This is a genomic window from Blastomonas sp. CCH1-A6, from assembly GCF_001556365.1.
GTDB classification, from domain to species: domain Bacteria; phylum Pseudomonadota; class Alphaproteobacteria; order Sphingomonadales; family Sphingomonadaceae; genus Blastomonas; species Blastomonas ursincola.
The window spans coordinates 1-13,514 of the sequence record NZ_LSIS01000014.1; the positions used below are offsets into that span (position 1 = coordinate 1).

The following is a 13,514-nucleotide window of genomic DNA, read 5'->3' on the forward strand; positions in this document are numbered from 1 at the left end:
TTCGTCGCCAAGTCTCGCTGCCTCTCCCATCAAGGGAGAGGCGTGGCTAAGCCGCCACGCGGCTTGCGGGCCCCGGCCTGCGCCGGGGACCGGTCAGGGCCGGTGCCGCCTCAGCATTCCGCGCCTTTGCAGATCGGCGAGATGCAGCGGGAAGGACAGGACCAAAGGCAGCGCGATCCACGGCCAGGCGGCGCCGGTGAGCGCAGCGCGCAGCGCGAGCATCATCAGCACCGCCGCGCTCAGCCCCAGGCCGACGTCGAGCGCCCGGTTGCCGCCCAGCACCAGCCAGACGAACTCTGCCGCGAGCACCGCCAGCACCAGATCGACGACATGACCGCTGGCGAACAGGGCGCGCACGACCTCCATCAGCCGAACGGCCCGTTGAGCTGGACGATGGCATAGTTGAGCGCCGCCGCCACGCTGACCCAGGCGATATAGGGCAGTAGCAGCCAGGCCGAGAGCTTCGAGAAGCGCCCGCAATAGACGATCAGCCCCGCGATCGAGAGCCAGAGCAGCGCGACCTCGATCAGTGCCCAGTCGGGCCGCTGCACGCGGAAGAAGAGAAGGCTCCACAGCACATTCAAGAATCCGTTGAACGCGAACAACCCGATGACATTGGTGCGCGCCTTGACGCTGGGCGCGGCGCGCCAGGCGGCGAGCGAGGCCATCGCGGCGAGGGCGAAGATCAGCGTCCAGGCGACGCCATAGAGCCAGCCGGGCGGGGCCCAGTCGGGCTGGGCCAGCGCCTGGTACCAGGGGCCGAGATCGGTGATCGTCGCGCCGCCCGCCGCGACGACCAGAGCCGCCATCGCCGCCAGGATGACCGGCAGCAAGCCTTCACGATGCATTCCAGCCTCCCAGCTGCGGCCTCTCGACCGTTACGTCCCGAGCGTCGGATCAGGCCCGCGACAGGCCGAGCAGATGCCCCATATCCTTCACGAAGATCTTCGCATGCGCCACCGGTTTGCGGCGCACCAGCTCCTTGTGCATATAGCTCTGCCAGGTGAGATATTGCACGTCTGGATCGGCGCACATCTTGACGAAGCGCTCGCGGCGCTTGTCCGACGAATACCAGAAATATTGCATGATCCCGAGGATCCAGAACACCTTGCCGTGCCTGGCCATGAACGCCTTGCGCGCCTGCCTGAGCGCGGCCGGCTTGCCGGTGGCGAGGAACTGCCAGACCGCATCCGCCGCCAGTCGCCCGCAGGCCATGGCATAATAGATGCCCTCGCCCGACGCCGGGGCGACGACGCCCGCCGCATCGCCCGCAACCACGATGTCGCGGCCATTGTCCCAGCGCTTGAGCGGTTTCAGGGGGATCGGTGCGCCTTCGGTGCGGATGGTCTCGCAGCTGTCGAGCCCGACCTGCTTGCGCATTATCGCGGTGGTCTCGCGCAGGGCAAAGCCCTTGTGCGCGCTGCCGAGGCCGATGCTCGCGGTCTCGCCGTGCGGAAAGATCCAGGCATAGAAATCGGGCGACAGATGGCCCTGATAATAGACGTCGCAGCGGTCGGGGTCGAAATCCGCCGCCGCTGCCACCGCCGGTTCGGGTGCCTTGACGATCTCGTGATAGGCAAAGACGCATTTCACGTCCTTCGCGCCGGGAATGTTCTGTTTCGCCACGGAAGACCGCGCGCCGTCCGCGCCGATGACGCTGCGGACGCGGAGCCGACGGTCGGGTCCGCCGCGCTCCTGCCGATAGACCAGCACCGCCATGCCGTCGGAATCGCGGTCGATCTTTTCGTAGGTGCCAGTGATCCGCGTCGCGCCGTTGTGGCGCGCGCGCTCGCGCAGCCATTCGTCGAACACGTCGCGGTCGACCATGCCCACAAAGCCCTTGCCCTCGGGTCCGTCGCCCACGGGCATGTCGACCTCGCGGCCCGAGGGCGCGATCATCCGCGCCGCGCGCGCCTTGGCGACGAGCAGCGATTCGGGGATCTCGAAATCCTTGAGCAGCCGGGGCGGGATCGCGCCGCCGCACGGCTTGATCCGCCCGTCGCGGTCGAGCAGCAGCACCTTGAGCCCGCGCCGCGCCAGGTCGTTCGCCGCCGTCGCGCCCGAAGGGCCGCCACCGATGACCGCCACGTCAAAATCCGCCTGTGCCATTGCTCCAAGCTCCTTCCTCAGGCCCTCAGGCCGGTGCCGCCACCATAGACGGATGGGCGCTGCGCATGGTGACGCGCACCCCCAGCATTGCGGCGAGGACGAAAAGCCCGGCCTCGCCCGCAAAGATCAGTTGAAAGGCCGCGCCATCGCTGGCGAGCATGCCGCGCGCCGCATCGACTCCGAGCGCGCCGGTCAGCCCGCCGAGGCCAAAGGCGATGGCCTGCGCCGCGCCCCAGACGCCCATGCGCACGCCTTCCTTCGATTGCTGGCCTGCGCCCGCCAGTCCCATCATCGCGCCGATCGCAGAGACCGCGAACAGCCCGTTGGCAAAGCCGAGCAGCCCGACGTTCAGCCGGAGCGGCCATAGGATGGAGGTGGTCGCGGCAAAGGCGAGCCCGGCGAGCGCCAGCGCGCTGCCGCCGCATCCGGCGAGAATCCACCAGCGCAGGTCCGCTGGCCGCCGTCCGGCAAAGGCGCTGCCGCCGATCCCGGCGACGATCATCCCGGCCATCACCCCGCCATGCTGCAGGCCTGCGAGCTTCGTCGATTCTCCGGGGCTCATGCCGAAGACGAGGCCCGCATAGGGTTCGAGGATCAGGTCCTGCATCGCATAGGCGAGCATCGAGACGAAGACGAAGATGGTGAAGCGGCGTGCGGTTGCATCGCCCATGATCTCGCGCAAGGCCTCGCCGAACGAGGCCGAGGGCGCATCGTCATGCGGATGCGCGGGCGCGACCAGGCGGCGCTCGATCCCCGAGATCGCGGCCCAGGCGAGCAGGAAGGCGCAGAGCGCCACGCCGCCCGAGACGGTGGCGAGCCGTTGTTCGCTGAAAGGATCGATCAGGCTGCCTGCGGTCGCGGCGGCCATCACGATCCCTGCGACCATCATGATCCAGGTGATCGCCGCCGCCGCCGCGCGCCTTTCGGGCACCACGCCCGAAGCGAGCATCGCGAGCAGCGAGGTGCCCGCCGCGCCCACGCCTGCGCCGATCATGCTGAAGGCGAGGATCGCGAGCAGGGTTCCTGGGATCGCGGCGACCGGCAGCAGGATCGTCGCATTGACCGCGACGATGCCGCCCAGCGCCAGGATGCCCATTCCGCCGATGATCCAGGGGGTGCGCTTGCGTCCCTTGTCCGATCCGTGCCCCCACAAAGGCCGCGACAGCTGCACCGCATAATGCCAGGCGACGAGGCCCGCGGGGAGCGCGGCGGGCAGGGCATATTCGACCACCATCACCCGGTTCAGCAGCGAGGTCGCCAGCATCACGATCGCGCCGATGCTGGCCTGGACCAGCCCCATGCGCATGATGTCGGTCCAGCCGAGACCAATTTTCGCACCGGCGCTCATATCCAGCCCCCCAGGCCCAAAGCGGCGGCGAGCATGCCGAGGACATAGGACGAAACGCCGGTGGCATTGTACCAGGGCGCGAACCTGTTGGGATCGGTGAGCAGGCGGCGCATGAACACGATCTGCATCGCAAGCAGCAGCGTCACCGCGATCGCCGAAAACGCCAGCCCCCATTGGAACAGCAGCGCGATCACGATCACCTGCGGCACGGCCATCACCGCGCAGGCGAGCCGCGCGGCAGCGGCGATGCCGAGCGTCACTGGCAGCGAGCGCACGCCCATCGCGCTGTCGCCCTCGACCGCCTTGAAATCGTTCAAGGTCATGATGCCATGCGCGCCGAGGCTGTAGAGCAGGATGACGACCAGCACGCGCGCGTCCGGAAGGCCTCCGGTCATCACGCTCGCGCCGGTGAACCAGCTCAGCCCTTCATAGCTGAGGCCTACGACTGCAGGGCCGATCCAGCCGCTCATCTTGAAGCGGAAGGGCGGTGCGCTGTATCCCCAGGCGCAGAGCAGGCCGACGATCGTTGCGACGAACACCCAGAAGCCGAGCGCGAGCCCGAGCAGCAGCGAGAGCGCGGAGCCGATCAGCGCGACATAAAGTCCCCAGCGCCCCGCAATCCGCCCCGAAGGGATCGGCCGTTCGGGCTGGTTGATCGCGTCGACATGCCGGTCGAACCAGTCGTTCACCGCCTGGCTGGTGCCGCAGACCATCGGCCCTGCCAGCAGCACCCCGCCGAACAGGAACCACCAGCGCCCGTCGAGCCCTGCACCCGACGACATCACCCCGCAGAAGAACGCCCACATCGGCGGAAACCAGGTCACCGGCTTCAACAATTCGAGCACGTCGCGCGGATGCGGAATCGGCGCGGGCGGCGAGATGTTGGCGGAGCGATCCATGCGAGTAAGGCTATGCCTGACGCCGCGGAGTGTCAATCAGAATGGACATGCAGGGGTGTCGCGTTGGGACGTCGCGATCGGGTGGCGGACGCGGGCACGCCACCGCTTGTCACAAAAGCGTTTTGCGATATTCACAAAAACGACATAAAACCTTCATATTGGCGCAGCCGAACCGTCGCGGCAGGGCGCGGCATTGCCACAGGCGCCTGAAAACATGACATTTGCTCGCACGGCATTTTTCCGAAGGCCTCTGGTCGCGATCGCGCTGGCCAGCGTCGCAACGCCCGCGCTGGCCCAGGCTACGCCGGCGCCTTCTGCGGGGCAGCCAGACTATCTCGGCATCATTGCCGATCTCCAGCGCCAGATCGATGAGCTGAAAGCCACGGTCAATGAGCTCAAGGCGGAAAAGCAGGCCGCAGCCGCCCCCGCGCCGGTCGCCGCCTCCGCCCCGCCCGTCCTGGCTCAGGGTACCTTGCCCGCGCCTGCTGCACCCGCTGCAGCTGCTCCACCCGCGCCCGCCCCGCAGGTCGCCGATGCCAGCCCCAAAAAGGGCAAGGCCTGGTATGAAAAGCTGCAGCTGCGCGGCTATACCCAGCTTCGCCTCAACAATATCGTCTCGGGCGATGCCGAGGCGCCGGCGGGGGTGTCGCGGCTGCGCACCATCGGCGATGGCGATGTGCGTTCGGACAATAATTTCAGCTTCCGCCGCGTACGCCTCGTGCTGCAGGGCGATGTCAGCGATTATCTCTCGCTCTACCTCCAGGCGGACATGGCATCGGCCGTTTCGAACCAGTCGGCGGGCGAGCGCCGCGAGGGCTTTGCCCAGCTGCGCGATGCCTATGCCGATGTATTTCCGACCAAGGACAAGAGCTTCCGCATCCGGCTCGGCCAGTCGAAAATTCCCTATGGCTGGGAAAACATGCAGTCCTCGTCGAACCGGCTCGCGCTCGACCGCAGCGACGGCATCAACACCGGCGCGCCGAGCGAGCGCGATATCGGGATCGCCGCCTATTACACGCCCGATCACGTCCAGGACATCTGGGACCGGCTGGGCAAGGACGGACAGAAGCTGTTCGGCAATTACGGGGCCTTCGGTCTTGGGGCATTTAACGGCCAGGGGACCAACCGCACCGAGACCAACGACAATGTCATGATTGTCGGCCTTGCTACCTGGCCGTTCGAGCTCGACGCGCTGGGGCTGGAGGGGCAGGTGCTCGAACTGGGCGGCTCCTTCTATCGCAACCGCGTCAATCCGGAGATCCGCACCGGCGGGGTCAGCCCGATCGATTACAAGGACAACCGCATCGGCGTGCATGCCATCCTCTATCCGCAGCCGTTCGGGCTGCAGGCGGAATGGAACTGGGGCAGGGGGCCGGAATTCGACCCCGCCACCGGCCGTATCGCGGAACGCCCGCTCAACGGCGGCTATATCCAGGCCATGGCCCGCGTGCGGCGCTCGCCGCTCGGCCCCTTCTATCCTTTCGCGCGCTGGCAATATTATCGCGGCGGCTTCAAGGGCGCGACCAATGCCCCCCGGCTGGAGACCGAAGAGCTCGAATTCGGCCTCGAATTCCTGCCCACCCCCGCGCTCGAGCTGACCGTGACTTATGGCTTCGCCTCGCGCAAGGAGGCGGACGAACGCCGCTTCGGCCAGGCCGAGGGCGAACTGCTGCGCATCCAGGCGCAATGGAACTATTGACCATTTCTGCACGCCTTCCAGTATAGACAGGGCGTTTCGGGAGAGGTTTCATGGCGCTGCACCGACTGGCGATGCTGATGGTATTTGCGCCGCTGCTGCTCTTTTCGTCGGCCGAGCGCGCCTCGACTGCGCCGCCGGTGCGGCTTGAGACGGAGGCGCTGACGGGGGATGCGGATGTGACCGTCGCGGGGCAGGTCGCCGCCGCGTCGCAGGCCACGGTCCAGCGCGACGACCGCGTCTATCCCTTCTACATGCCGATGCAGGGCCTGCGTCCCCCTGCCGTCATCATGCGCGTGCGCTGCGATGCCTCCCGCGCGGCGGGCCGCGAAGTGTTCGACCGTCCTTCGGCCGCAGCGATCGAAGGCCGGATCGAGGGCGGATACGAGTTCGTCTACGAGGCCTATGACGGCGCGGGCCGTCCGTGCGTCTATCCCTTCGCCCCGTCGATGCCGCAGATCGTCGGCCAGACCAACGGCACGCAATATATCTTCCGCTCCTCGGTTCCCGGCGTGCAGGTGACCTTCCGCACCAATGATGCCTGGGCGACGATCAACCCGCGCCTGTTCGAGCTGGGGCCGCAGCGCATCCATTTCGAAATGCGCGACATCGCGCTTGATTTTCCGGGCGCAGGCGAGGCCAAGGGCGCGGTGCATCTGGAGGTGCTCGATGTCACGCGACCGGGCCTGATCACCGCCGTGATCCGCCGCTCCACCATCTTCGGCGGCAAGAACGCGATCTTCGTTCCTGGCGGCGAGACCATGGTGCTGATCGAGGACAGCATCATCCGCGGCAATGTCGGCGACAGTGTCGATCAGGAACATGGGACGTACATCAACGGCACGCTGGTCACGCATGTCCGCAACAGCACGTGGTACGGCCAGAAGGGCTGGATCGATGTCGCCAGCGGGCACCAGCTCAAGGACAAGGCCTATTTGCGCGTCTACGAGAATGTCACGGTCGCCAATCTGCCGGGCGCCACGGTGCCCTCGGCCATGCCGCTGGTCGATATCTCGGCCTTCGGTTTCACATGGTCAAACAACCTGCAGTTGAAGCGCGTTCCCCCGGCGCAGGACGTTCGCGATTCGCTCGTCGATCTGCGCACCGAGATCGTCTACGGCGCGCCCGACCATTATCCGTGGAACATCATGGTCGATCCCGGCTGGCGGATGCCCGCCAATCCGCTCGGCGCGCTCGATCAGGTCTATCTTTCGGTGTTCCAGAACACCCTGGTCGACAGCTTCCGCAGCGAACCCCATGTCTTCCGGCTCAACATGCAGGGCCTGGGGGTGGAGCCGGGCACGCCTACGGTGATCGGCAACGAGCAGACGACCAGAGCGCAGCAGCGTATGGTCTCGCTCGCCTTCAACACCCGCGGTACGCTGCGCCGGGCCTATACCAACGAGGGTTGGACCTATTCCGATCCGGTTCTGCCGCCCGAGATGCAATGGGTGAAGGACCGCGACGCGTTCATCCGCCATGCCCTGGGGCTGATCGGGCGCTAGCGGCCCGAAACGTCAACTCAGCTCGTCCTTGCGGCCGATGAGGTTGCCCAGGCCGTGGCGATGGAGCTTCGAATAGAGGCTCTGGCGGCTCAGGCCCAGGATTTCGGCGGCAGAGGCGCGGTTGTCCGAGGTATAGGCAAGTGCTGCCTCGATGCACATCCGCTCGATCAGATCGGTCGATTCGCGCACGATCTCGCGCAGCGGCATGCGCCCGACCAGCTCGGTCAGCTGATCGACCGAGCGCGGAACGTCGCGGTCGGCCGAGGGCAGGTCGCGCACGCGTCGGCTGACGGTGCGGATGGCAAAGCCGTAATGCCCGCCCTGCGCATCGGTCTTGACGCCCGAAACCTCGATCGCTTCCTCGATCGCGTCATCGGCATGGACGATGGTGGTCGCGTTGCGCACCTGGCCGTGATCGTCGAGTTGCTTGCGCATCAGGTCGACATCGATGCCGGGGCGTCCGATAAAGCGGCCCAAGGGCTGCCCGGCAATCGCTTCCTTCGAGCTGCCATGCACCAGATCGACAAAGGCCGAATTGGCGGTGACGATCTGCATCTTCGCGTCGGTGAGCACGAACGCATCGGGCATCCGCTCGATCAGCTCGACCATCGGTCTGCGGCCGCTCGCATCGTCTGCCGATGCACTGTCGCGCGACAGGCGGATCATGAACTGGCGGCCGCTGTCCTGTCGGAAAGGCATCGCGGTGAGCGTCATCGGCGGTTCGCCCTCGCCCATGCTCACTTCCATCTGGCAATGTTCGCCGGTGGCGGTCGCTCCGCCCAAGGCAGCAATAAGATCGTCGCGCGAGATTCCGCCGATGACATTGGCGAGATCGCGATTGTCGAGGCTGCCCGGCTTGGCGCCGAACAGCTGATAGCTCGCCGGATTGGCCGCGGTGATCCGCCGCGTGGTCGCGTCGATCACCAGCACAGGGTCGGAGATCATGTCGAACAGCAGGCGGAACCGCGCCTCGGTCTGGCGCAGCTTCAGATAATCGCGTTCGAGCGACTGCTGCGTCTGCAACAGGCGCTGCTGCAGGCTGGCCCAGGCGCGGACATCGCGGCCGATCGCCATGCGCGGCTTGCCCTCGCCCAGATCGACGAGCCGGTAATGGATCGGCAGATTGCCGTCGGGCCCGGGATGGTTGACCTGGCGCCAGCGGCCGGGCGTTTCCGACGGCGCGCTGGTGAGCATCTCGTTGATCTTGGGACGGCTGTCGAGCGCAACCGTGTCCTCCCAGCGTCGGCCTATCCAGCCGCTGAGGTCGGGCATGTCGTCTGCACTCACGGAAACATCGCTGATGACGCCATTTTCATCCAGCGCCAGGGCAATATCGCCTGCGGCGAGCACCAAAGCGAGTGCTGCGCCGATTTCCAGAGTGCCGACAACGCCTTTGAGGTCGCGGAAAGGCATAGCAGCTGCTGAAGGCTCGTCCTTGTTCATGCCGCGCCGGGTGCGGTCTTCAAAGCGAAAGCGCGGTGCGCTCTACCCCGGCAGAAACCAGTTCGTCGGCCAATGCGAGCGCGGCGGCGGCATCGGCAGCGGTCCCATCCGCCCCCAGCTTGCGCGCAAGTTCGGGATCGTAGCCAATGGCCGGACCGCCGATCATGATTGCCAGTTTGGGATTGCAGGACACGCTTCTCATCGCCGTGAGCAGTTTGGGAACCTGCGCGATATAAAAGTCAGTGGTTACTGTCAATCCGACGACATCGAAGGATGATGAGCCGAGCGCGAGCAGGATTTCCGACTGTTCGGGCTCGATCAGCGTCTCAACATCCCAACCTGCGCGCTGGAAGCACTCGCCGATCATCAGCGTGCCCAGGCTGTGCTGGTCGCGCGGCATGGTGGTGAACAGCGCGCGGTGCGTCCTGAGCGCCCAGCCATCGGGCGGGGGAGCCCAGACCGCGATCGTCCGCAAGAGCAGCTGCAGCCGCCACAGGCCCATGGTCACGTCGACGAAATCGCATTCGTCGCGGTTCCATTTCTCGCCCAGCTCGCGCGCGGTAGGCGCGATCAGCTGGATGAACAGGGTTTCGGGCGCGACCTCGCGGTCGAGATGACCGATGATGATGTCCGCGAGCGTGTTGACCTCGTGCGCCAGCACCTCGTCGGCAAATGCGCGGATCGCCGCCTCGTCGAACAGAGGCGCCATGGATGCAAAGCCTCTGCTGCCTGCGCCCGGACGCTGGTTGTCGTTCGATTGTGTACCTGAAGTGTCGCGAAAACCATCGCCGCCATCCTGCGCGTGCATGGCGGGCGTCACCATGTCGGCAACAGAATCGGCGGGGAAATGCGCCATGCGAGGGTCATCCTGATGCACCATCAGCAGCCGGGGGATGATCTCGTGCTCCACCAGGCGGCCAACGTCGTCGTTCGGCATATGACGAACAACGCGGCTCTGCCCGGTCTGCTCGCCGTCCCAGGGCGACGTCTTCTTGCGCAACCGTGCGTTGCGGAAAAGCTCCGTCGTAGACCTGATCAAATCGATCCCAAAAAACCGAGGCCATTCAGACTCTCCAAGGTCTTGTCGGTGCATCGGGCACCGGCCTCATGGCTGGAAACGTTCTATGCGCTCACCCTCGCCAGGCCATGACCCTACGCCTGTCCAGAAGGCCTGACAACATAAGTTTTGTCAAGAAAACTATACGTCAATTTATCTTGACACTTTTGCCGACCGGGGCGTAGGTTTCCTGACTTGAAACGGGAGGCGTTCAAACGCTCATGCCACTGGAAAATCAGCCTGGAACTGCGGAGAACCGCAAGCTTGAGGGCGGTCCGGTGGGTCGTTCGCCCCGGGCCATCCCGGTTACCCTCTACACCCCCGAAGAGCGGCAACGTCGCGATTCGAGCGTCTGGACGCTGGTTCAGGGCGTGCTCGCTCCGGTGCAGTTCCTGGTCTTTCTGGTCAGCCTGGCGCTGGTATTGCGCTATTTCGGGACAGGTGAGGGCGCATTCGCCGCCGATGCCTCGATCGTCATCAAGACGCTCACGCTTTACACGATCATGATCACCGGCTCGATCTGGGAGAAGGTGGTGTTCGGCAAATGGCTGTTCGCCCCCGCCTTCTTCTGGGAGGACGTCTTCTCGATGCTCGTGCTGGCGCTGCACACCGCCTATCTGGTGATGCTGTTCGCGGGCCTGGGCACGACCGGCGAGCGCATGGGCGTCGCGCTGGCGGGCTATGCCGCCTATATCGTCAATGCGGGCCAGTTCCTCTGGAAGCTGCGCATGGCGCGGCTGCAGGGCACGGGCACATCCGAGTCGCAGCCGCGACTGGCGGTGGCGCGATGATCGCCGCTGCACCCCCCGTGCTCGACCAGGGTTGCGCTTCGGCGCCGGTGCTGCGCGAGCGCGGCCAGCGCGAGGTGTTCTGCGGGCTGACCGGCATCGTCTGGCTGCACCGCAAGATGCCCGATGCGTTCTTCCTCGTGGTCGGATCGCGCACCTGCGCGCATCTGCTGCAGTCCGCGGCGGGCGTGATGATCTTTGCCGAGCCGCGCTTTGCGACCGCCATCATCGAGGAACGCGATCTGGCGGGCCTTGCCGACGCGAACGAGGAACTCGACCGCGTCGTTCGCCGCCTGCTGGCGCGCCGCCCGGAGATCCGTACGCTGTTCCTGGTCGGCAGCTGTCCGTCGGAAGTGATCAAGCTCGATCTGGCCCGCGCCGCGCAGCGGCTGGCCGGGGCGTTCCTGCCCGATGTCCGCATCGTCAACTATTCGGGCAGCGGTATCGAGACCACCTTCACCCAGGGCGAGGATGCGTGTCTCGCCGCGCTCGTTCCGTTCATGCCCGAACCGGCCGTCGGCGCCGAACCCGAGCTGCTGATCGTCGGCGCATTGCCCGATATCGTCGAGGACCAGCTGCTTCGGCTGGTGCGCGATCTTGGCATCGCCCGCGTCTCCTGCCTGCCCGCGCGAGAATCGCGGGAGCTGCCTGCGGTGGGGCCGAACACGCGCTTCCTGCTCGCCCAGCCGTTCCTTGGCGATACCGCGCAGGCACTCGAGGACCGCGGCGCCGTGCATCTTTCCGCCCCCTTCCCCTTCGGCGCGGAGGGCACGACCGACTGGCTGCACGCTGCGGCGCGCGCGTTCGATATCGACGAGATGCACTTCCGCAGCGTCGTCGCGCCGGGCCGAGAACGCGCCAAGCGCGCGCTCGAGCACAGCCGCGCGCAGCTCGAAGGCAAGAGCATCTTCTTCCTCCCCGATTCGCAGCTCGAACTGCCGCTCGCGCGTTTCCTGCACCGCGAACTCGGCATGGTACCAGTCGAGGTCGGCACGCCCTATCTGCACCGCGCGCATATGGCGCCGGAGCTCGCGCAGCTGCCCGAGACGACCGTGATCAGCGAAGGCCAGGATGTCGACCGCCAGCTCGACCGGGTGCGCGCGTCCCGGCCCGACATCACGGTGTGCGGGCTCGGCCTTGCCAATCCGCTCGAGGCGGAAGGCTTCACCACCAAATGGGCGATCGAGCTGGTCTTCTCGCCCATCCACGGGTTCGACCAGGCGGGCGATCTTGCCGAATTGTTCGCACGGCCGATCCGTCGCCGCGACGTGTTGAGGGTTTAGCGCCATGCAGCTGTCGGTCTGGACCTATGAAGGGCCCCCTCATATCGGGGCGATGCGGGTAGCGACCGGCATGCGCGATGTGCACTATCTGCTGCACGCGCCGCAGGGCGATACCTATGCGGACCTCCTGTTCACGATGATCGAGCGGCGCGGCAAGCGCCCGCCGGTCACCTATACCACCTTCCAGGCCCGCGATCTGGGCAAGGACACCGCCGAGCTGTTCCAGTCCGCTGCGCGCGATGCGGTGGCGCGGTTCCAGCCCGCTGCCATGCTGGTCGGGGCCTCGTGCACCGCCGAACTCATCCAGGACGACCCTGCCGGAATGGCGCAGGCGATGCGCCTTGATATTCCCGTCATTCCACTCGAACTGCCCAGCTATTCCCGCAAGGAGAACTGGGGAGCATCGGAGACTTTCTACCAGATAGTCAGAGCTCTCGCGGTCGGGGATTCCTCCCGCCCCGCACCGTGCCAGGCAGGTTCTCCGCGTCCCAAAGCGAACCTGCTTGGGCCGAGCGCACTGGGTTTTCGCCATCGAGACGATATCGTCGAGATCGCGAAGATACTCACTGCGCTCGGCGTAGAGATCAACGTCACCGCGCCGTTGGGGGCGAGTGCGGCGGACATCGCCCGGATAGGGGAGGCCGATTTCAACATCGTGCTCTATCCGGAAATCGCCGATACGGCGGCGCGCTGGCTCGAACGCCAGTTCCGCCAGCCGTTCACGAAGACCATCCCCATCGGCCATGGCGCGACCATCGACTTCATCCATGAGGTCGCCAGGCTCGCCGGTGTCGATCCCGCGCCGGCGCTCGACATGGCCGAGGCCCGGATGCCGTGGTGGAGCCGCTCGGTCGATTCGACGTACCTTACCGGCAAGCGTGTCTTCATCTTTGGGGATGCGACCCATGCCATCGCTGCCGCCCGCGTGGCGCGCGACGAGTTGGGCTTCGTGGTCTGCGGGCTGGGCTGCTACAACCGCGAATTCGCGCGCGACCTGCGCGCTGCGGCTGCCGAGCATGGCGTCGAGCCGCTGATCACCGACGATCATCTCGAGGTCGAGGAGGCGATTGCCGCCGCGCATCCCGAACTGGTGCTGGGCACGCAGATGGAACGGCATATCGCCAAGCGGTTGTCGATCCCCTGCGCGGTCATCTCCGCGCCGGTCCACGTGCAGGATTTCCCCGCCCGGCATAGCCCGCAAATGGGCTTCGAGGGCGCAAATGTGCTGTTCGACAGCTGGGTGCATCCGCTGGTCATGGGGCTCGAAGAGCATCTGCTGACGATGTTCCGCGATGACTTCGAATTTCACGACGGAGCGGGCGCGAGCCATCTGCACGCCAGCGCGCCGAAAGCTGTTCCCCTCCCTGACCAGGGAGGGGCTAGGGG

At 66.2% G+C, this 13,514-nt stretch carries 12 protein-coding genes; 5 read left to right on the forward strand and 7 right to left on the reverse strand.

Annotated elements, in window-relative coordinates; all coding sequences use genetic code 11:
- Positions 1–93 precede the first annotated feature (93 nt).
- The 5 genes from AX735_RS00395 to chlG are packed head-to-tail and all read right to left on the reverse strand — an operon-like array spanning position 94 to position 4,356.
- A complete protein-coding gene (locus AX735_RS00395) occupies positions 94–366 on the reverse strand; it encodes a hypothetical protein (RefSeq protein ID WP_156447376.1) in 273 nt (90 codons plus the stop codon).
- Positions 366–848, reverse strand: a complete 483-nt coding sequence (locus AX735_RS00400) for a TspO/MBR family protein (RefSeq protein WP_066274131.1) — start codon at positions 846–848, stop codon at positions 366–368. The genes AX735_RS00395 and AX735_RS00400 overlap by 1 nt, the downstream gene beginning before the upstream one ends.
- 49 nt (positions 849–897) lie before the next feature.
- Positions 898–2,109, reverse strand: a complete 1,212-nt coding sequence (locus tag AX735_RS00405) for a geranylgeranyl diphosphate reductase (RefSeq protein WP_066274134.1) — start codon at positions 2,107–2,109, stop codon at positions 898–900.
- Positions 2,110–2,134: 25 nt separating this feature from the next.
- Positions 2,135–3,457: a BCD family MFS transporter gene (locus AX735_RS00410; RefSeq protein ID WP_066274136.1), complete on the reverse strand. Its 1,323-nt coding sequence runs from the start codon at positions 3,455–3,457 to the stop codon at positions 2,135–2,137.
- Positions 3,454–4,356, reverse strand: a complete 903-nt coding sequence (chlG, locus tag AX735_RS00415) for a chlorophyll synthase ChlG (protein WP_066274138.1) — start codon at positions 4,354–4,356, stop codon at positions 3,454–3,456. The genes AX735_RS00410 and chlG overlap by 4 nt, the downstream gene beginning before the upstream one ends.
- A gap of 214 nt (positions 4,357–4,570) precedes the next feature.
- Here chlG and AX735_RS00420 point away from each other — a divergent pair, with 214 nt between their 5' ends.
- Complete coding sequence (locus tag AX735_RS00420; protein ID WP_066274139.1) at positions 4,571–6,055, forward strand: porin; 1,485 nt, start codon at positions 4,571–4,573, stop codon at positions 6,053–6,055.
- A gap of 50 nt (positions 6,056–6,105) precedes the next feature.
- The gene (locus AX735_RS00425; protein WP_060979784.1) at positions 6,106–7,557 is read left to right on the forward strand and encodes a hypothetical protein; all 1,452 of its coding nucleotides are present in this window, start codon (positions 6,106–6,108) and stop codon (positions 7,555–7,557) included.
- Positions 7,558–7,569: 12 nt separating this feature from the next.
- On the opposite strand, the gene ppsR is transcribed toward AX735_RS00425, so the two are convergent.
- Positions 7,570–8,970, reverse strand: a complete 1,401-nt coding sequence (ppsR, locus tag AX735_RS00430) for a transcriptional regulator PpsR (protein ID WP_157759180.1) — start codon at positions 8,968–8,970, stop codon at positions 7,570–7,572.
- Between the two features lie 49 nt (positions 8,971–9,019).
- Positions 9,020–10,000, reverse strand: coding sequence for a cobalamin B12-binding domain-containing protein (locus AX735_RS00435; RefSeq protein ID WP_060979782.1), 981 nt, complete (start codon positions 9,998–10,000; stop codon positions 9,020–9,022).
- Between the two features lie 335 nt (positions 10,001–10,335).
- Here AX735_RS00435 and bchF point away from each other — a divergent pair, with 335 nt between their 5' ends.
- The 3 genes from bchF to bchB all read left to right on the forward strand — a co-directional run.
- On the forward strand, positions 10,336–10,848 hold the full coding sequence (gene bchF / locus AX735_RS00440) for a 2-vinyl bacteriochlorophyllide hydratase (RefSeq protein ID WP_067512711.1): 513 nt from the start codon (positions 10,336–10,338) through the stop codon (positions 10,846–10,848).
- Positions 10,845–12,128, forward strand: a complete 1,284-nt coding sequence (locus AX735_RS00445; RefSeq protein ID WP_066274141.1) for a ferredoxin:protochlorophyllide reductase (ATP-dependent) subunit N — start codon at positions 10,845–10,847, stop codon at positions 12,126–12,128. Before bchF ends, AX735_RS00445 begins: the two co-directional genes overlap by 4 nt.
- A gap of 4 nt (positions 12,129–12,132) precedes the next feature.
- Positions 12,133–13,514, forward strand: a 1,382-nt coding sequence (bchB, locus tag AX735_RS00450; protein ID WP_066274143.1) for a ferredoxin:protochlorophyllide reductase (ATP-dependent) subunit B, incomplete at its 3' end; no start/stop codon positions are given.